This is a genomic window from Citrobacter sp. T1.2D-1 (assembly GCF_950098555.1).
GTDB classification, from domain to species: Bacteria; Pseudomonadota; Gammaproteobacteria; order Enterobacterales; family Enterobacteriaceae; genus Citrobacter_A; species Citrobacter_A telavivensis.
On sequence record NZ_CATNHH010000008.1, the window covers coordinates 92,467 to 113,091 of the forward strand.

General features: G+C 55.3%; 17 protein-coding genes. 6 read left to right on the forward strand and 11 right to left on the reverse strand.

The features are described from left to right. Nucleotides 1-81 precede the first annotated feature (81 nt). From folA to QQZ17_RS09470, 9 genes are all read right to left on the reverse strand, one after another. A complete protein-coding gene (gene folA, locus QQZ17_RS09430; RefSeq protein WP_042323929.1) occupies nucleotides 82-561 on the reverse strand; it encodes a type 3 dihydrofolate reductase in 480 nt (159 codons plus the stop codon). 198 nt (nucleotides 562-759) lie between these two features. After that, nucleotides 760-2,622: a glutathione-regulated potassium-efflux system protein KefC gene (gene kefC / locus QQZ17_RS09435; RefSeq protein WP_152405905.1), complete on the reverse strand. Its 1,863-nt coding sequence runs from the start codon at nucleotides 2,620-2,622 to the stop codon at nucleotides 760-762. Next, a complete protein-coding gene (kefF, locus tag QQZ17_RS09440) occupies nucleotides 2,615-3,145 on the reverse strand; it encodes a glutathione-regulated potassium-efflux system oxidoreductase KefF (RefSeq protein ID WP_152405906.1) in 531 nt (176 codons plus the stop codon). Before kefF ends, kefC begins: the two co-directional genes overlap by 8 nt. 103 nt (nucleotides 3,146-3,248) lie before the next feature. Then, nucleotides 3,249-3,482 carry a YgdI/YgdR family lipoprotein gene (locus tag QQZ17_RS09445; protein WP_042323934.1) on the reverse strand — a complete coding sequence of 78 codons (234 nt, stop codon included), beginning with the start codon at nucleotides 3,480-3,482 and terminating at the stop codon, nucleotides 3,249-3,251. A 102-nt stretch (nucleotides 3,483-3,584) separates the two neighbouring features. Beyond that, complete coding sequence (locus QQZ17_RS09450) at nucleotides 3,585-4,916, reverse strand: MFS transporter (RefSeq protein ID WP_152405907.1); 1,332 nt, start codon at nucleotides 4,914-4,916, stop codon at nucleotides 3,585-3,587. Between the two features lie 449 nt (nucleotides 4,917-5,365). Next, nucleotides 5,366-5,653, reverse strand: a complete 288-nt coding sequence (gene fixX, locus QQZ17_RS09455) for a ferredoxin-like protein FixX (protein WP_152405908.1) — start codon at nucleotides 5,651-5,653, stop codon at nucleotides 5,366-5,368. Next, the gene (locus tag QQZ17_RS09460; protein ID WP_152405909.1) at nucleotides 5,650-6,936 is read right to left on the reverse strand and encodes an FAD-dependent oxidoreductase; all 1,287 of its coding nucleotides are present in this window, start codon (nucleotides 6,934-6,936) and stop codon (nucleotides 5,650-5,652) included. The genes fixX and QQZ17_RS09460 overlap by 4 nt, the downstream gene beginning before the upstream one ends. Before the next feature lie 22 nt (nucleotides 6,937-6,958). After that, a complete protein-coding gene (locus tag QQZ17_RS09465) occupies nucleotides 6,959-7,900 on the reverse strand; it encodes an electron transfer flavoprotein subunit alpha/FixB family protein (protein ID WP_152405910.1) in 942 nt (313 codons plus the stop codon). A 12-nt stretch (nucleotides 7,901-7,912) separates the two neighbouring features. Continuing rightward, on the reverse strand, nucleotides 7,913-8,686 hold the full coding sequence (locus QQZ17_RS09470) for an electron transfer flavoprotein FixA (RefSeq protein WP_152405911.1): 774 nt from the start codon (nucleotides 8,684-8,686) through the stop codon (nucleotides 7,913-7,915). Nucleotides 8,687-9,164: 478 nt separating this feature from the next. On the opposite strand from QQZ17_RS09470, the gene caiT reads away from it, so the two are divergent. The 6 genes from caiT to caiE all read left to right on the forward strand — a co-directional run bounded on the left by caiT (nucleotide 9,165) and on the right by caiE (nucleotide 16,717). Next, nucleotides 9,165-10,682, forward strand: coding sequence for an L-carnitine/gamma-butyrobetaine antiporter (gene caiT / locus QQZ17_RS09475; RefSeq protein WP_152405912.1), 1,518 nt, complete (start codon nucleotides 9,165-9,167; stop codon nucleotides 10,680-10,682). Nucleotides 10,683-10,714: 32 nt separating this feature from the next. Further along, on the forward strand, nucleotides 10,715-11,857 hold the full coding sequence (gene caiA, locus QQZ17_RS09480; protein ID WP_152405913.1) for a crotonobetainyl-CoA dehydrogenase: 1,143 nt from the start codon (nucleotides 10,715-10,717) through the stop codon (nucleotides 11,855-11,857). A gap of 143 nt (nucleotides 11,858-12,000) precedes the next feature. Continuing rightward, entirely contained in the window at nucleotides 12,001-13,218 is a 1,218-nt protein-coding gene (caiB, locus tag QQZ17_RS09485) for an L-carnitine CoA-transferase (RefSeq protein WP_152405914.1), read from the forward strand. A 62-nt stretch (nucleotides 13,219-13,280) separates the two neighbouring features. Continuing rightward, nucleotides 13,281-14,834, forward strand: coding sequence for a crotonobetaine/carnitine-CoA ligase (gene caiC, locus QQZ17_RS09490; protein WP_152405915.1), 1,554 nt, complete (start codon nucleotides 13,281-13,283; stop codon nucleotides 14,832-14,834). A 51-nt stretch (nucleotides 14,835-14,885) separates the two neighbouring features. Beyond that, complete coding sequence (gene caiD, locus QQZ17_RS09495; protein ID WP_152405916.1) at nucleotides 14,886-15,671, forward strand: crotonobetainyl-CoA hydratase; 786 nt, start codon at nucleotides 14,886-14,888, stop codon at nucleotides 15,669-15,671. A gap of 449 nt (nucleotides 15,672-16,120) precedes the next feature. Beyond that, the gene (gene caiE / locus QQZ17_RS09500; RefSeq protein WP_152405917.1) at nucleotides 16,121-16,717 is read left to right on the forward strand and encodes a carnitine operon protein CaiE; all 597 of its coding nucleotides are present in this window, start codon (nucleotides 16,121-16,123) and stop codon (nucleotides 16,715-16,717) included. Between the two features lie 39 nt (nucleotides 16,718-16,756). On the opposite strand, the gene caiF is transcribed toward caiE, so the two are convergent. Continuing rightward, complete coding sequence (caiF, locus tag QQZ17_RS09505) at nucleotides 16,757-17,146, reverse strand: carnitine metabolism transcriptional regulator CaiF (protein ID WP_152405918.1); 390 nt, start codon at nucleotides 17,144-17,146, stop codon at nucleotides 16,757-16,759. Nucleotides 17,147-17,395: 249 nt separating this feature from the next. Continuing rightward, entirely contained in the window at nucleotides 17,396-20,620 is a 3,225-nt protein-coding gene (gene carB / locus QQZ17_RS09510; protein ID WP_152405919.1) for a carbamoyl-phosphate synthase large subunit, read from the reverse strand. Nucleotides 20,621-20,625 lie beyond the last annotated feature (5 nt).

Below are 20,625 nucleotides of genomic sequence, written 5' to 3' on the forward strand. Positions count from 1 at the left end.
GCGCTGCGCTTATCAGGTATACGAGATGGTTTGTAGGCCGGATAAGACGCTAAGCGTCGCCATCCGGCACTCATCACTTACTTAGCGGCGTTCCAGAATTTCGAAACAATAGCTGTGTGAGTTCTGCCCGTCAGCGTCGTGAAACTCACTGAACACCGATTCCCAGTCATCCGGCTCGTAGTCCGGGAAATGCGTATCCCCTTCCACTTCCGCATCGATGTGCGTCAGATACAGTTTCTGCGCTTTTGGCAGGAACTGCTCGTACACACGACCCCCACCAATCACCATAATTTCTGGCGCATCACCGCAGGCCGCAATCGCTTCATCAACCGATTTAACCCACTGCACGCGATCGTCAGTACCCGGCTGGCTGCTGATGACGATGTTCTTACGTCCCGGCAACGGTCGACCGATGGATTCCCAGGTATGGCGCCCCATAACGACAGGTTTATTTAACGTATTACGTTTAAACCAGGCGAGATCAGCAGGTAGATTCCACGGCATGGCGTTTTCCATGCCAATAACGCGATCTACCGCTAACGCAGCAATCAGACTGATCATTGAATATTTCCCGGAAGCAAAAAAAATTGTCGCCACTATACGGAAAGAGCAATCTTTCGTCGACTAACGAACAGAAGAAGAGCACGAAAATTTTCCGATCTGCTGGCGAGTCCACGACTTCGCAGTGGACTCCCGGCATTACAGTAGTTCAAAAACAATCAATTAACAGTAAAGTTTGCAGTACATCACATTTTTTACTCAGGTTGACGGTTTAACTTCCGGTTCATCGGCAACGTCTCCAGTATGCTTACCTTCGTCGGTTCCCTGCCAGCCATGGCGCTGAATGAGCGACAGATGTTCGCGATCCTCGGTGATGATTTCGCTCAACATCGCGCTGGTTCGTTTATAGACCGCCGCCCGGGAGATTGCGTCGTCCTCACCTTTCGCCATTTCTTCCACCATTTGCGTATTAAAGCGGCGGAACAGGTCAGCGCGTTCACGCGCTTCATAACGGCCAAGCCCGAGGCTTTCCAGCGCCAGACGCCCGGTTTTAAGTGCGCCTTCAAACGTTTCACGTTCCGGTTGATCCACACCCGCCTGGCGCAGGCGAATGTAATGATCAACATCGCGCGCCCGCGCAATAATTTGCAGGTTCGGGAAATGGATTTTTACCATCTCCGTCAACTCCAGGCTGGTTTGCGGATCGTCAATGGCGTTAATCAACACTTCCGCTTTCGATGCCCCGGCGGACTCCAGCAGATCCATCCGGGTTGCATCGCCGTAGAACACCTTCATGCCGAATTTACGCAGCGTCTCGATGTGGTCCGGATCGTGATCGAGAACCACCATCTTCACGCCGCTGGAGAGCAGCAAACGGCCGGTGATTTGCCCGAAGCGCCCAAACCCGGCAATAATCACGCGCGGCTGCTCTTCATCAATTTCATCAGCTTCCCGTTCTTCACCCGCGGCCGATTTCTCCATTCGCGTGAGGATGACCAAGAAAATCGGCGTCGCTGCCATCGACAGCGCGACCGCCAGCGTCAGTGCTTTCGCCCATTGCGGATCGAGCACGTTCGCCATCTGCGCCGCACCAAAGACCACAAACGCGAACTCACTGCCCTGCCCGAGCAGTACCGCAAACCAGCGACGCTGTTTATTCGGCACCTGTAAAGGACGAGCAATCAGCCACAGCACCCCGGTTTTAATCACCAGGAAGCCGACCAGCAGAATAATGATACGTAGCGGATTATCGATAAACGTCCCGAAATCGATAGACATGCCGACGCCGATGAAAAACAGCCCCAGCAGCAGCCCCTTAAACGGCTCAATATCGCTTTCCAGCGCGTGGCGATACTCTGAACTTGCCAGCAATACGCCAGCCAGGAACGCCCCCATCGCCATCGACAGTCCCACTTCTTCAAGCAACAGCCCGAAGCCAAAAACCAGAAAAAGCGCCACGGCGCTGAACACTTCGCGCAGGCCAGAACGCGCAACGAAACGCAGCGCCGGACGGGTCACATAGCGCCCCAACAGCACCACCAGCACCAGCGCGCCAGCGACTTTCAGTGCCGACAGCGCGAACGCCCCGAGCGTGGTCGACGCGCCACTCGTTGCCAGTAGCGGGATCATCGCCACCAGTGGAATCGCCGCGATATCCTGGAACAGCAGCACGGCAAAGGCGCTGCGCCCCATCTGCGAAACGGTCAGGTTGCGCTCATTCATCGCCTGCATGGCAATCGCCGTGGAGGAGAGCGCCAGCGTCATACCAATCAGTTCCGCCACCTGCCAGCGCAGGCCGAGGAACATACAGAACAGACCAATCAGGCCGCCGCAGACCACCATCTGTAGCGCGCCGCCGCCAAACACCGAGGCGCGCAGTTTCCATAGCCGCTGGGGATCGAGTTCCAGTCCAATGACGAACAGCATCAGCACCACGCCGATTTCGGCAAAGTGCAGAATAGATTCGGCATCCGTTACCAGACGTAAACCCCAGGGGCCGATGATGCAGCCCGCGATGAGATAACCCAGCACCGAGCCTAAGCCCAGCCGGACGGCAATCGGCACGATCAGCGCCGCCGACCCAAGATAAATCAGCGCCTGTATGAGCGTATGGCTATCCATTGTGCGCCTCCTGCCATTCCATCAGTCGTTGCTTGTAATGACGTGCCTGCGCCTGCAGCGTTTCGTCATCGCAGATAAACGTACAGTGCATCGCAAACGGTGGAAGCCAGTTGAGCCCGCAGTAGATTGCCGTCGCCTGGAGCGGCTGTGAGAGCACATCAAAGCCTGGGTGCGAACCGATATCGAAGTGATTATCGCCGCCGCCGGTGGTCACCGCCCACATCACCTGTTTACCGCGCAGCGCTGTCCCGCCGTGACCATAGGCCCAGCCGTGGGAAAGCACTTTATCCATCCACAGTTTGAGTAAGGGGGGAACGCTGTACCATTGCATGGGGTGCTGCCAGACGATCAGATCAGCGCGAGAGAGCGCCTCTTGTTCCGCAGCGATATCGATATTGAAGTCAGGATAGAGTTGATAGAGCGAACGAACCTCGACGCCTTCCAGCGTCCTTGCCTGCTCAAGCATCCGTTTATTCGCATGCGAATGCTGCGGATAAGGATGCGCATAAATAATGAGAATCATGATAAGCCTGTTATTTTACCACTCTGTTTTATAAGAGAGTGTAGTCAGTAATCCAACAGGCTAATAGTGAATATTATTGAGCAGACAAATGGACAAAACTGAACTAGTTATCCAGCTCGCTCATATTTTTCACCTGATCGCGGTTAATTTGCTCCGTCTGGCCAGTTTCCGCGTTTTTGTAGGAGACCAGGCCCGTGTCGTCATCCACCTGCGGTTTACCGTCGGTGACAATGGTTCGGCCATCGGTCGTACGTACAGCCTGGTTCGAAGAGCAGCCGGCGACGGTGAAGACGGTTGCTGCGGCAAAAATGGAAGCGATCAACAGTTTCTTTTGCATGGTGTTCTCCCTGCTTTTCAGTCATTTTCAGTGATATACCCATTAACTGTAGACGCACTGACTGACGCTGGGGGCAAATACAGAACACTCTGAAGGTTCACCTTAAGACAGCGGTTTCCTGCGAATCGTCATCGTACTGGTCTGAGCAAGCGTCAGGCCGCGCGTTTCTGGCGCAAAGGCAATGGAGACCAGCAGCCCTACCAACGAGATCCCCGCCCCCATCAGCATCACCTGGCTGATACCGTATTTAGTAATGAAGATCGGCAATGCCCAGGTGGAGAGAATGGTGCCAATGCGGCTCAACGACATGATCACCCCCACGGCAGAGGCGCGAATATCGGTCGGGAACAGTTCATTGGGATAGAGCCACTGTAGATTCCCCGGTCCACCGGAGAAAAAGGCATACACCGCGAATGCCGTCACCACCAGCCAGATGCCCATTTCCGGGATCAGCCCCAGCACCGCCAGCGCCAGCGTCATCATCACGAAGCTGCCAATCAGCAGCGGTCGCCGCCCCGCACTGTTCAGCCAGAACATCGGCGGGATACAGCCCAGCATAAAGAACAGGCTGATCACTACGTTACCCAGCGCCGCGCTCTTCCCGGCACCCAGCCCCAACAGACCGACAATCTGCGGACCAAAGGTGTAAATGGCAAACATGGGGATCACCTGACAGGTCCAGATCGCCGCGACAAACAGCACAAACGGAAAGTGGCGACGATTGAACAGCTGCAAAAAGCGCGTCTCCTGCGTCGTGTCTTCATCAAACGCCACCGGCTCGCCGAACAGCTTAATCATCATCGCTTCGCACTCTTTGACCCGCCCTTTGCGCAGCAGCCAGCGCGGGGATTCGGGCAAATCAAAGCGACCGATCAGGATCAAAAGACAGGGGATCGCCGCGCTCCCGAGCATCCAGCGCCAGCCGCCTTCGACGTCATACAGCCAGTAACCCACCAGATCGGCGCAGGTCGCGCCGACGTACCACATCGCCGCAATAAAACTGATCGAGAAGGCGCGTTGCCGCGTGCTGGAAAACTCGGTAATCATCGAGGTGGCGATAGGATAATCTGCGCCAATCACGACGCCAATCAGCACCCGCATCACCAGTAGCTCAGCCGGGGACGAGACAAACATGGTGGCTACCGATATCACCCCGATGGCGATGATATCGATGAGAAACATTTTGCGCCGCCCTACTTTATCCGAGATATAACCAAACAGAGAAGTGCCGACAAACAGCCCGGCCAGCGTTCCCGCGCCCAGCAAACCAATCCAGTCGGCATCCAGCTTCAGCGCTGGCGTGAGCTGTTCCAGCGCAACGCCAATCATCACCAGTACATAACCGTCCAGAAACGGGCCACCGCTTCCCCACAGCATGATCCTGCGGTGAATAGAGGAGAACTGAATATCATCAAAGTTCCTGGGCTGTTGCATGGCGATGTCCTGTTTGCCGACATTCGGCATTAGTGCTTAACTGCCTGATGGCACTGCGCTTATCAGGCCTACTTATCCCCCGTAGGCCGGATAAGGCGAAGCCGCCATCCGGCAGTGGAGTGTCTACCTGTACTGTTTTATTTACCTTAATGCCTGATGACGCTGCGCTTATCAGGCCTACTTATCCCCCGTAGGCCGGATAAGGCGAAACCGCCATCCGGCAGTGGAGTGTCTATCTGTACTGTTTTATTTACCTTAATGCCTGATGACGCTGCGCTTATCAGGCCTACATAATCCCCCGTAGGCCAGATAAGGCGAAGGCGCCATCCGGCAGTGGAGTGTCTACCTGTACTGTTTTATTTACCTTAATGCCTGATGACGCTGCGCTTATCAGGCCTACATAACCCCCTGTAGGCCGGATAAGGCGAAGCCGCCATCCGGCACCCGGTTTAACCGTAACGGAACTCCACACCGAAGGTACCGCGCGGGTATTCCCACTTCTCCAGCGCCGTATCGAGTCCCAGGATCCGACAGGTGCCGCACTCCAGACATCCGGCGTAATCAAAGCGCACGCTGCCATCATCCTGCTTTTTGTATAACCCGGCCGGACAGGCCTTGATCAACACCTCCAGCACCTGTTTGTCCGGTACCGCCTTCATGATGATGTGCGGATGCTCTTCATCGACATTGAATTTGTTGACGCCCAGTTTGACGTCCACGTTGACGGGAGAGGTCATAATACGGTCACTCCTTTAATGCCATCCTTCATCAGGTTGATGAAGCCCACCTTCTTCGCATGGTGCAGGATCTTCTTACGCATCGGCACCGGCGCACTGCCGTCGACGGTAAAGAGGTCGCGTGCGATACCGACGACCATTTCCGGATAACGGGTAAACATGCGCGGGTTATCGAGGAACGCGGGCAGCCGCTGGTACATGCGCATATCGCGCATCGGACCGTTGTCGAGATGCTGGCGATACTCCGCCAGCCCCTGACGGCTAAAGTCGTTGCTTTGCATGGCCGAGAGCACCGTTTTCGCCGCCGCTTCGCCAGCCGCCACCGCGAGATCCATCCCGCGAATCGTAAAGCCGAGGTTCATACACATGCCCGCCGCGTCGCCGGCAATCAGCACGCCGTCGCCCACCAGTTCAGGCTGCATGTTCATCCCTGCTTCCGGCACCACGTGCGCGGCGTACTCCACCAGCTTGCCACCCGCGATCAGCGGCGCAACCGCCGGATGCTGCTTGAAATCTTCCAGCATTTGCGGGACTGATTTTTTCGCCTCTTTCAGGTGATGAAGACCGCACACCAGCCCCAGTGACAGGGTGTTTTCGTTGGTATAGAGGAAGCCACCGCCCATCAGGCCATCCGTGGGCGATCCGGCGAACAGACAGGCCGCCCCTTCGTTACCCTGCAACTGGAAGCGATCTTCAATCACCGACTTCGGCAGTTCGATCAGCTCTTTCACACCGACCGCCACGTGCGCCGCCTCAACGCGTTTCGCCATCCCCAATTTTTCTGCCAGCAGGGAGTTGACGCCATCGGCGAGGATGACCACCCTGGATTCAATGATGTCGCCGTCCGCTTCCACGCCAACCACGTTGCCATCGCGCTGAACGACGTTATCCACGCGGATCCCGGTGATCAACTGCGCGCCAGCTTCTTCCGCCTGCGCCATCAGCCAGGCGTCAAATTTACTGCGCAACACCGAATAAGAGACCTGCGACGGGCCCGCCTTTTCACCGTTGAGATAGTCCACGGTCATCGCCCCGTTATCGGTCATAAAAGCAAGCTTTTCGTGGGTGATGACCCGCTCAACAGGGGCCTGCTCAGCAAAGCCTGGAATAATGCGCTCCAGGCTGTGGGCGTAAATGCGCCCACCGGTAACATTCTTCGCGCCAGCGGAATTTCCGCGCTCGATAACCAACACCTGGGCCCCTTCACGGGCGAGCACCAGGGCCGCGACGGAACCGGCAAGCCCGGCGCCCACGATGATGGCATCAAAGATATCTTCGGACATACGTACTCCCTGCCTGAATGGATTAGCGTGCCAGTGCGGTCGTCAGCGCGGGCAGGATCTTCAGCGCGTCGCCGACAATGCCGTAATCCGCATACTGAAAGATCGGCGCATTTTTGTCTTTGTTGATGGCAAAAATGGTCTGCGCGCCGTTCGCCCCCACCATGTGCTGGATCTGCCCGGAGATCCCCACCGCCAGGTACAGTTCCGGTTTGAGCATCAGGTTCGAGATCCCGACGTAGCGCTCATGCTCCATCCACTTCTCGTTTTCGGCGACCGGGCGCGAACAAGCCAGTTCTGCGCCAATGGCCTGGCACAGCGCTTGCGCCAGTGAGATATTCTCTTTGCTGCCTATGCCGCGTCCGACGCTGACCACCAGTCGGGCTTTATCGAGATCGACGCTGTTACTCTGACGTGGTTGGATGGCGGTGCGCGTGACGGTAATCTCCGGCGCCTGCCATGCCACGCTGTGCGTCTCGCCGCTGCGTGCGGCATCCAGCTGTTGCGCCTCAAAGGTGCCGCTGCTGAGCGTCAGTACCGCAAACGGCGTTGAGAGCGTCTCTTCACCCATCGCCAGACCGCCATACACCATATGTTTGACTGTCGCCCGGCCATCCTGCTGCGTTACCGCGCTGGCGTCATTAGAGACCGCTGCCGCAAGGCGATAGCCCAGTTTTGCCGCCAGCAGTTTGCCGCGACGCGTGTTAGGCAGCAGCACGAGGCCAGAATCGCTCTGCTGACGAACGGTCTGTGCCATCACGTGCGCATAGTCTTCCACCATGCGATCGTCCGGTTTGCCGCTCAGTTGCCAGACGTGATGCGCGCCCAACTGAATGGCGGTGGTCGCCTCGTCGGCGTTTTGCACAAATGCGTTAACCTGTTCACCTAAAACCTGCGCGCCGCTCATCAGTTCCGGCAGACGAGACGCGGTATCGCTGAATACCCAGACGCTGGAAAACTTGCTCATAACATCCCCTTCTTAATTAATGATTTTGCGCAGGCTATCGGCAAACGCAGCAATCTGATCTTCACCATCGCCTTCAATCACAATGCGCTGGCGCTCACGTTGTTTTGGCGCGGCCACCGTTTGTATGGACCACGCGTCCCCGCCGCTGAAGCCAATATCGGCCGCTGACCAGACCTGAACCGGTTTTTTCGCCGCCCCCAGAATGGCTTTCATGGACGGAATTTGTGGGGAGTTAATGTCGGTGGAGACGGCCACGACCGCCGGAAGAGGGATGCTCAGCGTTTCGATTTCATCCTCCAGTTCACGTTCAACGGTCAGCGTGCTTTCCGTCAGGGAGAGGATTTTACTCACGCCGTTGATGGCGGGAATGTTCAGTGTTTCACCCACCAGCAGGCTGACCTGCTGCGCGTAGAGATCGGAAGAGCCATCGCCGCAAATCATCAGGTCAAATCCCGACTTTTGTGCGGCAGCGGCCAGCGCCGCAGCGGTCTGCTGTGGCAGCGCCTGCTCGAACTGGTCGTCAATGACCACCACCAGTTCGTCCGGACCGCGGGAGAGGACATCCTTACGCCCTTTTGCGTTGGTTAACGCTTTGCCTCCCACGCTCAGGGCAATCACCTGCGCATCGCTGGCCTGCTGTTTCAACTGACAGGCCGCTTCAATCGCGTTCAGATCGTACTGGCTGATTTTGCCATCTGCTTTGCTGAAATCTAATGAACCATCTGCGTGATTGACGACAATATCCTGTTCATCAGGTACACACTTGTAGCAAGTAATTATCTTCATTGCATCTCCAGATATCATGAAGGAAACGTATTTATATCGGCGGTGTTAAATACAGATATCACGCTCTTTAATTCGGAAATAAAACCATAATCACCAATATTGAAAATGTCACACACTGATATTCGCAACTTTCAATATTGTTAAGCGCCTCACCAATATTGAAACCCAGCGCCAAAAAGAAAGATTTTCAATATTGCCTGGCAGATCACCAATATTGAACGACAAACGATGTAAAACCGAACGATCACATCATTAACTTAATGATTTATATTTATTTTATTGTAATTTTGGCGCCAGAACGCCCCAACCCAGAAGTGTGACGAACGTTACAGAATGCCGCAAAACGAATACCCATTATGAGTTACTTGCCAACGCGTCCTGAGGTTAAACGGGTATCAACAAATATTTAATAAAAATAAACAAAAATAAAACAAACGGGAACGCTAAATAAATTTCGTTTTCAACCTGGAATTCACTCATGAAAAATGAAAAAAGAAAGTCTGGAATTGAGCCAAAGGTTTTTTTCCCGCCGCTAATAATAGTCGGGATACTTTGCTGGCTAACGGTACGCGATCTCGATGCCGCAAACGTCGTTATTAATGCCGTCTTCAGTTATGTCACCAATGTCTGGGGATGGGCATTTGAGTGGTATATGGTCATTATGCTCATCGGCTGGTTCTGGCTGGTGTTTGGCCCCTACGCGAAAAAGAAATTAGGTGACGAGAAACCGGAGTTCAGCACCGCCAGCTGGATTTTCATGATGTTCGCCTCCTGTACCTCAGCCGCCGTGCTGTTCTGGGGATCGATAGAGATTTACTACTACATCTCCACGCCGCCGTTCGCGCTGACGCCGGGCTCAACGCCGGCGAAAGAGATAGGTCTGGCCTACAGCCTGTTCCACTGGGGGCCGCTGCCGTGGGCAACGTACAGCTTCCTTTCCGTGGCCTTCGCCTACTTCTTCTTTGTACGCAAAATGGACGTTATTCGCCCAAGTTCAACATTGGTTCCACTGGTTGGCGAAAAACATGCGAAAGGGCTATTCGGCACTATCGTTGATAACTTCTACCTGGTGGCGCTGATCTTCGCGATGGGAACCAGCCTTGGGCTGGCGACGCCGCTGGTGACCGAGTGCATGCAGTGGCTGTTTGGTATTCCGCACACCCTGGAACTTGACGCTATCATCATCACCTGCTGGATAATTTTGAACGCCATTTGCGTGGCCTGCGGCCTGCAAAAAGGGGTCAAAATCGCCAGCGACGTGCGCAGCTATTTGAGCTTCCTGATGCTCGGCTGGGTATTCATCGTCAGCGGCGCCAGCTTCATCATGAACTACTTCACCGACTCCGTCGGGATGCTGCTGATGTACCTGCCACGCATGCTGTTCTATACCGATGCCATCGGCAAAGGCGGTTTCCCGCAGGGCTGGACGGTCTTCTACTGGGCATGGTGGGTGATTTACGCCATCCAGATGAGTATCTTCCTGGCGCGTATCTCTCGCGGTCGTACCGTGCGCGAACTGTGCTTCGGCATGGTGTTGGGCCTGACGGCATCGACCTGGATCCTGTGGACAGTGCTGGGCAGTAACACCCTGCTGCTGATGGATAAAAACATCATCAACATTCCGCAACTGATTGCCGATCACGGCGTGCCGCGCGCAATTATCGAAACCTGGGCCGCCCTGCCGCTCAGCACCGCCACGATGTGGGGATTCTTTATCCTCTGCTTTATTGCCACCGTCACATTGATCAACGCCTGTTCTTACACCCTGGCGATGTCGACCTGTCGTGAAGTTCGCGATGGCGAAGAGCCGCCGCTGCTGGTGCGTATCGGCTGGTCCGTGCTGGTCGGCGTGATTGGCATCGTGCTGCTGGCGCTCGGCGGCCTGAAGCCGATACAAACCGCGATTATCGCCGGGGGCTGCCCGCTGTTCTTCGTCAACATTATGGTGACGCTCTCCTTTATCAAAGACGCCAAAGTGCACTGGAAAGATAAATAAACCTAATTACCCCATGACATAGAGGTTAGAAGATGGATTTCAATTTCAATGATGAGCAGGAACTGTTTGTCGCCGGTATTCGTGAACTGATGGCCAGTGAGAACTGGGAAGCCTATTTTGCCGAGTGCGATCGCGACAGCGTGTATCCGGAGCGTTTCGTGAAAGCGCTGGCGGATATGGGCATCGATAGCCTGCTGATCCCGGAAGAACATGGCGGCCTGGAAGCCGGATTCGTCACCGTGGCTGCCGTCTGGATGGAGTTGGGACGCCTCGGCGCGCCTACCTACGTGCTGTACCAGTTGCCGGGCGGTTTTAATACCTTCCTGCGCGAAGGCACCCAGGAGCAGATCGATAAAATCATGGCGTTCCAGGGAACGGGGAAACAAATGTGGAACTCCGCCATCACCGAACCGGGAGCGGGATCGGATGTTGGGAGTTTGAAAACCACTTATACCCGCAAAAATGGTAAGGTTTATCTTAATGGTAGTAAGTGTTTTATCACCAGTAGCGCCTACACCCCTTATATCGTGGTCATGGCAAGAGACGGCGCTTCCCCGGATAAACCCATCTATACCGAATGGTTTGTCGACATGAGTAAACCCGGCATCAAGGTCAACAAACTTGAGAAGTTGGGTCTGCGCATGGACAGCTGCTGTGAAATCAACTTTGACGATGTCGAGCTGGACGAAAAAGACATGTTCGGTCGGGAAGGTAACGGCTTTAACCGCGTAAAAGAAGAGTTCGACCACGAACGTTTCCTCGTCGCCCTCACCAACTACGGTACGGCAATGTGCGCCTTTGAAGATGCCGCGCGCTACGCCAACCAGCGCGTGCAGTTTGGTGAAACCATCGGTCGTTTCCAGTTGATCCAGGAGAAATTCGCCCATATGGCGATCAAATTAAACTCCATGAAAAACATGCTGCTGGAAGCGGCGTGGAAAGCAGACAACGGCACCATCACCTCGGGTGATGCGGCGATGTGCAAATACTTCTGCGCCAATGCCGCGTTTGACGTGGTGGACACCGCCATGCAGGTCCTTGGCGGCGTGGGGATTGCGGGCAACCACCGTATCACCCGCTTCTGGCGTGACCTGCGCGTTGACCGCGTATCCGGTGGCTCTGACGAAATGCAGATCCTGACGCTCGGCCGTGCCGTACTGAAGCAATACCGTTAAGACAGCGACATGCCCGGTGACGCTGCGCCTACCGGGCCCATGTTTTGTAGGCCGGATAAGGCGTTTACGCCGCCATCCGGCGTCGATTGCCTGATGGCGACCCTTGCGTCTTATCAGGCCTACAAATTATTCAGGAGTATTTTATGGATCGTCTACCAATGCCGGCTTTTGGGCCGCTTGCCGGGCTACGGGTGGTTTTCTCCGGGATCGAAATCGCCGGGCCGTTCGCCGGACAGATGTTTGCCGAATGGGGCGCTGAAGTTATCTGGATCGAAAACGTCGCCTGGGCCGATACCATCCGCGTTCAGCCAAACTATCCGCAATTGTCGCGGCGTAATCTGCACGCGCTCTCGCTGAATATTTTTAAAGATGAAGGTCGGGAAGCGTTTCTGAAGCTGATGGAAACCACCGATATCTTCATTGAGGCCAGTAAAGGTCCGGCATTTGCCCGTCGGGGAATTACCGATGACGTCCTGTGGCAACATAACCCGAAACTGGTTATCGCTCACCTGTCCGGCTTCGGCCAGTACGGTACTGAGGAGTACACCAACCTTCCGGCCTATAACACCATTGCTCAGGCCTTCAGCGGCTATCTGATCCAAAACGGCGACGTCGACCAGCCCATGCCCGCATTCCCCTACACCGCCGACTACTTCTCTGGCATGACGGCCACCACAGCCGCGCTGGCGGCATTGCATAAGGTGCGGGAAACCGGCAAAGGCGAAAGTATCGATGTCGCAATGTACGAAGTGATGCTGCGCATGGGTCAGTACTTCATGATGGATTACTTCAACGGCGGCGAAATTTGCCCACGTATGACCAAAGGTAAAGACCCCTACTACGCCGGCTGTGGGCTGTATAAATGCGCCGACGGCTACATCGTGATGGAGCTGGTCGGGATTACGCAGGTCACCGAATGCTTTAAAGACATCGGCCTGGCCCACATTCTCGGTACGCCGGAAGTGCCGGAAGGAACACAGTTAATTCATCGCGTCGAGTGTCCGTACGGACCGCTGGTCGAAGAGAAACTGGATGCGTGGCTGGGCGCGCACACCATCGCGGAAGTCCAGGCGCGTTTCGCTGAGCTGAACATCGCTTGCGCCAAAGTGCTGACCATTCCTGAACTGGAAGGCAATCCGCAGTACGTTGCCCGCGAATCCATCACCCAGTGGCAAACGATGGATGGCCGCACCTGCAAAGGGCCAAACATCATGCCGAAATTCAAAAACAACCCGGGGAAAATCTGGCGTGGTATGCCGTCGCATGGCATGGATACGGCCGCCATTCTGAAAAATATCGGTTACAACGACGCAGACATTAAGGAACTGGTCAGTAAAGGTCTGGCCAAGGTTGAGAACTAAACGCGACGCGCTGACCGGGCAGTCTGGTTAGCGCATCGCCAGTGAAGATGGACAGGAGTGCAATGGATATCGTTGGCGGACAACACCTACGTCAGATGTGGGACGACCTGGCCGGGGTATATGGCAGTAAAACGGCGCTGATTTGCGAATCCAGTGAAGGGGTCGTGCGCCAGTACAGCTACGCCTCGCTTAACGAGGAAATCAATCGGACGGCAAACCTTTTCCACGCGTTGGGCATTCGCAAAGGCGATAAGGTTGCCCTGCATCTGGATAACTGCCCGGAGTTTTTCTTTTGCTGGTTCGGGCTGGCAAAAATTGGCGCGGTCATGGTGCCAATTAATGCCCGCCTGCTGCGCGACGAAAGCACGTGGATCCTGCAAAACAGCGAGGTTCAGCTGCTGGTGACCAGCGCGGCTTTTTATCCGATGTATCGCCAGATTCAACAGGAAAACGCAACGCTGCTTAACCATATCTGCCTGATTGGCGAAGCGTTACCTGTGGCTGACGGCGTAAGCCATTTTACGCTGTTGAAGGACCAGCAGCCGACGACATTGCGCGATACCCCTGCGTTGTCCACGGACGACATGGCCGAAATCCTGTTTACCTCCGGCACCACCTCCCGACCTAAGGGGGTGGTGATCACCCACTACAACCTGCGTTTTGCCGGCTACTACTCGTCATGGCAATGCGCCCTGCGAGATGACGACGTTTACCTGACGGTGATGCCTGCGTTTCACATCGACTGCCAGTGCACTGCCGCCATGGCCGCCTTTTCGGCAGGCGCAACCTTTGTGCTGATTGAGAAGTACAGCGCCCGCGCCTTTTGGGGACAGATACGTAAATACCGTGCGACCGTCACGGAATGTATTCCGATGATGATCAGAACGCTGATGGTTCAACCCGCCTCGCCGCTGGACAAAGAGCACCGCTTACGGGAAGTGATGTACTACCTCAATCTGTCGGTGCAGGAAAAAGACGCGTTTCTTGAGCGCTTCGGGGTGCGTCTGTTGACCTCGTACGGCATGACGGAAACCATCGTCGGCATCATCGGCGATCGCCCCGGCGATAAGCGACGCTGGCCCTCCATCGGACGTCCCGGTTTTTGTTACGAAGCGGAAATTCGCGATGAGCAGAACCGCGCGCTGCCCGTGGGTGAAATTGGGGAAATCTGCATCAAGGGCGTGCCGGGTAAAACGATTTTCAAAGAGTACTACGGCAGACCAGACGCGACGGCCAAAGCGCTTGAACCAACCGGCTGGCTGCATACCGGTGATTCCGGCTATCGCGATGAGGACGGTTTTTTCTATTTCGTCGACCGCCGCTGCAACATGATTAAGCGCGGAGGGGAAAACGTCTCCTGCGTAGAGCTGGAAAATATTATTTCAGCACATCCTAAAATTCAGGACATTGTCGTTATCGGAATTAAAGATTCAATTCGCGATGAGGCAATAAAAGCTTTTGTGGTACTCAACGAAGGTGAAACGCTCAGTGAAGAGGAATTTTTCAGCTTCTGTGAAAAAAATATGGCGAAATTTAAAGTCCCTTCAATTATGGAGATTAGAACCGACCTGCCGCGAAATTGTTCAGGAAAAATAATCAAAAAAAATCTGAAATAACCCTACAGGCAGGAATAGCCCTGCCAGACATCCTATTTTTGGAGATGAACCATGAGTGAATCTTTACATTTAACCCGCAATGGGCCGATTCTGGAAATTATGCTGGACAGGCCAAAAGCGAATGCCATTGATGCAAAAACCAGTTTTCAAATGGGCGAGGTTTTTCTTAATTTCCGTGACGATCCCGAACTGCGCGTGGCAATCGTCACTGGCGCGGGTGAAAAATTTTTTTCCGCCGGCTGGGATTTAAAAGCCGCCGCGGAAGGTGAAGCGCCGGACGCAGATTTTGGTCCTGGTGGATTCGCTGGTCTGACCGAAATATTCAATCTCGACAAACCGGTGATCGCCGCCGTCAATGGCTATGCCTTCGGCGGTGGTTTTGAACTGGCGCTGGCGGCAGACTTTATTGTTTGTGCCGATAACGCCAGTTTTGCGCTCCCTGAAGCCAAACTTGGCATCGTACCGGACAGCGGCGGCGTTCTGCGCCTGCCGAAAATATTGCCCCCGGCAATCATCAACGAAATGGTCATGACCGGCAGACGCATGAATGCGCAAGAGGCTCAGCGCTGGGGGATAGTCAACCGCGTGGTCAGCCAGCAAGAGCTGATGGCCAGCGCACGTGAACTGGCACAACAACTGGTGAACAGCGCCCCGCTGGCGATCGCCGCACTGAAAGAAATTTACCGCGCAACCAGTGAAATGCCGGTGGAAGAGGCTTATCGCTTCATCCGCAGCGGCGTGCTGAAGCACTATCCTTCTGTACTGCATTCTGAAGATGCGTTCGAAGGGCCGCTGGCGTTTGCTGAAAAACGCGATCCGGTCTGGAAGGGACGGTAATGCCTGATGGCGCTGCGCTTATCAGGCCTACGCCGCCCATATGTTTACGCCGCCATCCGGCAAAAATATACGCTGTCCTGTAGGCCGGGTAAGGCGTTTACGCCGCCATCCGGCAAAACATACGCGGCCCTGTATGCCGGATAAGGCGTTCACACCGCCATCCGGCAAAATATACGCGGCCCTGTAGGCCGGATAAGGCGTTCACGACGCCATCCGGCAAAAATATACGCTGTCCTGTAGGCCGGATAAGGCGTTTACGCCGCCATCCGGCAAAATATACGCTGTCCTGTAGGCCGGATAAGGCGCTTACGCCGCCATCCGGCAAAACATACGCGGCCCTGTAGGCCGGATAAGGCGTTCACACCGCCATCCGGCAAAACATACGCTGTCCTGTAGGCCGGATAAGGCGTTTACGCCGCCATCCGGCAAAAAACAATTGAGGTATGTCGATGAGTTGCTACGACTTTGAAGGCTTAATTCCCGTGGTCCATCCCGAGGCGTATGTGCATCCCAGCGCGGTACTGATTGGCGATGTGATCGTGGGGGCTGGCGTTTACGTCGGCCCGCTCGCCTCGCTGCGCGGTGACTATGGCCGCTTGATCCTCGAAGCGGGTTCCAACCTCCAGGACGGTTGCATCATGCATGGCTACTGCGATACGGACACGGTGGTACGTGAGAACGGACACATCGGACACGGCGCCATCCTGCACGGCTGTGTGATTGGCCGGGACGCGCTGGTTGGAATGAACAGCGTAATCATGGACGGTGCGATGATCGGTGACGAAAGCATTGTCGCCGCCATGAGCTTCGTCAAAGCCGGATTTACCGGTGCCGCGCGGCAGTTGCTGGTCGGCACGCCGGCTCGCGTCGTTCGTGACGTCAGCGAACAGGAACTGTACTGGAAACGGCTGAATACGCAGGAATATCAGGATCTCGCCGTGCGCTGTCGGGCATCGCTACGGGAAACGTCGCCGTTAACGGCGGTGGAAGCAAACCGACCGCGCCTGAAGGGCACGACCGAGGTGAAGCCCAAATCGGCAATGTAATCATGCCGGATGGCACTGCGCCATCCGGCAAACAAAAGATTACCGACGCATACTTTTTGACAGCATCATCTGCCATTTCTGCTCGCGGTTCAGTTCTGACGGCGGCACCGCCGACATCCGCGGCGATTTGTTGACCATCTTCTCCTGCGCGCTATGCCCCAGACGAGCATACAGTTGTGGATCAATGTGTGTCACTCTGACCAGTCGCTGGCACTGACATCCACGACCTTCCAGTTGATTAGGGATAGTCTTAGTCTCGCAATTAATTTCCCCGACCTCAGCGAGAATATAAGAGACGGTATTGATCGCTTTGCAGTGATCCATATTAAAGTGCTTCGCAATCTCTTTCGCACTCACCCAACGCTTTTCTGCCATCACCCAATCAGCGATCAACAGGTAAAGCGGTTTTTCAACATATTCTTCACACATAAGCACACCATTTCACAAATTAAAAATCTTGCTATGCCCTGTCCATCAAATACAAAACAAGACCACATTGAAATTGTGGGATTAAATAATAGTAAGCAACTTAGCGGCGCATTAGTGTGAGCCAAATCTTGCTTGTTACATTGAAAGTCGCCCTGGCGTGCAATATACCCCCAGGAATGAACTGAGTGCATAAAAAAACGGCTCCGTTTCCGGAACCGTTTTTAAAACAAAGGCTAATGCTGCCGCCGCTTATTTTTTAATTTGCGCGTGCATTTCCTGAACGGAGGTCACTTTCTCCGTCGCATCAGCATTCAGCGCCATCGCCGTGGCAAAACCCCCGTTCAGCGTGGTGTCGTAATGCACTTTGTATTGCAGCGCGCTACGGCGAATCACCCTGGAGTCTTCGATTGCACGACGGCCTGCGGTGGTGTTGATGATGTAGGTATATTCGCCATTCTTGATACGGTCCTGAATGTGCGGACGACCTTCGTGCACCTTGTTCACCAGACGCGGGTTGATTCCGGCTTCACCCAGCACAATCGCAGTACCGTGGGTAGCATCCAGCTCAAATCCCTGCTTCAGCAGTTTCGCGGCCAGGTCCACCACGCGCTCTTTATCACCTTCGCGTACGGAGAGCAGCGCTCGGCCCTGTTTCTTCATCGTGGAGTTGCTGCCCAGTTGCGCCTTGGCGAACGCTTCCGCAAAGGTACGGCCTACGCCCATCACTTCCCCGGTGGAGCGCATTTCTGGCCCTAACAGCGGGTCGACGCCCGGGAACTTGTTGAACGGCAGCACCACTTCTTTCACCGAGTAGTACGGTGGGATAATTTCTTTGGTCACGCCCTGCTCGGTCAGCGATTTGCCCGCCATCACGCGCGCCGCCACTTTCGCCAGCGGTACGCCGGTCGCTTTGGAGACAAACGGTACGGTACGCGCCGCACGCGGGTTAACTTCAATCAGGTAGACTTCGTTATCTTTCACCGCAAACTGAACGTTCATCAAACCGCGCACCTGCAGTTCGAAGGCCAGTTTCTGCACCTGCTGGCGCATCACATCCTGAATTTCCTGACTCAGAGTGTAAGCGGGCAGAGAACAGGCGGAGTCGCCGGAGTGGACGCCCGCTTGTTCAATGTGCTCCATGATGCCGCCAATCAGCACCATTTCGCCGTCGCAGATTGCATCCACATCCACTTCAATCGCGTCGTCAAGGAAGCGGTCGAGCAGAACCGGCGCGTCGTTGGAAACGCTGACTGCGGTCTGGAAGTAGCGGCGCAGGTCAGCTTCGTCGTAGACGATTTCCATCGCGCGGCCACCCAGCACGTAGGACGGGCGCACCACCAGCGGGTAGCCAATTTCTTTCGCCTTTTCAACCGCCATTTCAATCGCGGTCACGGTAGCGTTCGCCGGTTGTTTCAGCTTCAGACGGTCAACGGCCTGCTGGAAACGCTCACGGTCTTCCGCACGGTCAATCGCATCCGGGCTGGTGCCGATAACCGGTACGCCTGCCGCTTCCAGCGCACGCGCCAGTTTCAGCGGGGTCTGACCGCCGTACTGTACGATCACGCCCTTTGGCTTCTCGATGCGCACAATTTCCAGCACGTCTTCCAGCGTTACCGGCTCAAAGTAGAGGCGGTCGGAGGTGTCATAGTCGGTGGAGACCGTTTCCGGGTTACAGTTGACCATGATGGTTTCGTAACCGTCTTCACGCAGCGCCAGAGAGGCGTGTACGCAGCAGTAATCAAACTCGATCCCCTGGCCGATACGGTTTGGACCACCGCCGAGCACCATGATTTTGTCGCGGTCAACGGACGGGTTCGCCTCGCACTCATCTTCATAAGTGGAGTACATGTAGGCGGTATCGGTGGCGAATTCTGCCGCACAGGTGTCCACACGCTTGTAGACCGGGTGCAGGTTGTACTGGTCACGCAGTTTGCGTACTTCCGCTTCACGCACACCGGCCAGTTTAGCCAGACGCGCATCGGCAAAGCCTTTGCGTTTCAGGGCGCGCAGGAAGTCAGGGGTCAGGCCGTTGATGCCCAACTCCACGACTTTTTCTTCCAGACGTACCAGCTCTTCAATCTGTACCAGGAACCAGCGATCGATGTTGGTCAGGTTGAACACGCCGTCAACGGACAGGCCCGCACGGAACGCATCGGCGATATACCAGATACGCTCGGCGCCAGCATCTTTCAGCTCGCGGCGGATTTTGGTCAGCGCTTCCGGGTCATCCAGGCTTACTTTCGGGTCGAAGCCGGTGGCACCCACTTCCAGACCGCGCAGCGCTTTTTGCAGAGATTCCTGCTGGGTGCGGCCAATCGCCATCACTTCACCGACAGATTTCATCTGGGTGGTCAGACGGTCATTAGCGCCGACGAATTTTTCGAAGTTGAAGCGAGGGATTTTAGTGACCACATAGTCGATGGACGGCTCAAACGACGCCGGGGTACGACCGCCGGTGATGTCATTCATCAGTTCATCAAGGGTGTAACCCACCGCCAGTTTCGCCGCCACTTTTGCAATCGGGAACCCAGTCGCTTTCGACGCCAGCGCCGAGGAGCGGGATACGCGCGGGTTCATCTCGATCACAATCAGACGACCGTTTTTCGGGTTCACCGCAAACTGAACGTTCGAACCGCCGGTTTCAACGCCGATTTCACGCAGTACCGCCATCGAAGCGTTACGCATGATTTGATATTCTTTGTCGGTCAGCGTCTGGGCAGGCGCAACGGTGATGGAGTCACCGGTGTGAATACCCATCGCATCGAAGTTCTCGATGGAGCAGACGATGATGCAGTTGTCGTTTTTATCACGCACCACTTCCATCTCGTACTCTTTCCAGCCAATCAGCGATTCATCAATCAGCAGCTCGTTGGTTGGGGAGAGATCCAGACCGCGGGTACAAATCTCTTCAAACTCTTCGCGGTTGTAAGCGATGCCGCCGCCGGTGCCGCCCATCGTAAAGGACGGACGGATGATACACGGATAACCGACGTCGGCCGCTACCGCCAACGCTTCTTCCAGCGTATGGGCAATACCGGAGCGTGCTGTGTCGAGACCGATTTTTTTCATCGCGATGTCGAAACGGCGACGGTCTTCTGCTTTATCAATCGCGTCAGCCGTAGCACCAATCATGGTCACACCGAACTCGGCAAGCACCCCCTGACGCTCCAGTTCCAGCGCGCAGTTCAGCGCCGTCTGACCGCCCATGGTCGGCAGCACCGCGTCCGGGCGCTCTTTTTCAATGATTTTGCGGACCACTTCCCAGTGAATCGGCTCGATGTAGGTCGCATCGGCCATTTCCGGGTCGGTCATGATGGTTGCCGGGTTGGAGTTCACGAGGATGACGCGGTAACCCTCTTCACGCAGCGCTTTACACGCCTGCGCACCGGAGTAGTCAAACTCACACGCCTGACCGATAACAATCGGACCCGCGCCCAGAATCAGGATACTTTTTATGTCTGTACGTTTTGGCATGGCTC

Excerpts from the sequence above, each read along its gene's own strand:
- folA (WP_042323929.1), bottom strand. The coding sequence starts at position 561 with ATGATCAGTCTGATTGCTGCGTTAGCGGTAGATCGCGTTATTGGCATG.
- kefC (WP_152405905.1), bottom strand. The coding sequence starts at position 2,622 with ATGGATAGCCATACGCTCATACAGGCGCTGATTTATCTTGGGTCGGCG.
- kefF (WP_152405906.1), bottom strand. The coding sequence starts at position 3,145 with ATGATTCTCATTATTTATGCGCATCCTTATCCGCAGCATTCGCATGCG.
- QQZ17_RS09445 (WP_042323934.1), bottom strand. The coding sequence starts at position 3,482 with ATGCAAAAGAAACTGTTGATCGCTTCCATTTTTGCCGCAGCAACCGTC.
- QQZ17_RS09450 (WP_152405907.1), bottom strand. The coding sequence starts at position 4,916 with ATGCAACAGCCCAGGAACTTTGATGATATTCAGTTCTCCTCTATTCAC.
- fixX (WP_152405908.1), bottom strand. The coding sequence starts at position 5,653 with ATGACCTCTCCCGTCAACGTGGACGTCAAACTGGGCGTCAACAAATTC.
- QQZ17_RS09460 (WP_152405909.1), bottom strand. The coding sequence starts at position 6,936 with ATGTCCGAAGATATCTTTGATGCCATCATCGTGGGCGCCGGGCTTGCC.
- QQZ17_RS09465 (WP_152405910.1), bottom strand. The coding sequence starts at position 7,900 with ATGAGCAAGTTTTCCAGCGTCTGGGTATTCAGCGATACCGCGTCTCGT.
- QQZ17_RS09470 (WP_152405911.1), bottom strand. The coding sequence starts at position 8,686 with ATGAAGATAATTACTTGCTACAAGTGTGTACCTGATGAACAGGATATT.
- caiT (WP_152405912.1), top strand. The coding sequence starts at position 9,165 with ATGAAAAATGAAAAAAGAAAGTCTGGAATTGAGCCAAAGGTTTTTTTC.
- caiA (WP_152405913.1), top strand. The coding sequence starts at position 10,715 with ATGGATTTCAATTTCAATGATGAGCAGGAACTGTTTGTCGCCGGTATT.
- caiB (WP_152405914.1), top strand. The coding sequence starts at position 12,001 with ATGGATCGTCTACCAATGCCGGCTTTTGGGCCGCTTGCCGGGCTACGG.
- caiC (WP_152405915.1), top strand. The coding sequence starts at position 13,281 with ATGGATATCGTTGGCGGACAACACCTACGTCAGATGTGGGACGACCTG.
- caiD (WP_152405916.1), top strand. The coding sequence starts at position 14,886 with ATGAGTGAATCTTTACATTTAACCCGCAATGGGCCGATTCTGGAAATT.
- caiE (WP_152405917.1), top strand. The coding sequence starts at position 16,121 with ATGAGTTGCTACGACTTTGAAGGCTTAATTCCCGTGGTCCATCCCGAG.
- caiF (WP_152405918.1), bottom strand. The coding sequence starts at position 17,146 with ATGTGTGAAGAATATGTTGAAAAACCGCTTTACCTGTTGATCGCTGAT.
- carB (WP_152405919.1), bottom strand. The coding sequence starts at position 20,620 with ATGCCAAAACGTACAGACATAAAAAGTATCCTGATTCTGGGCGCGGGT.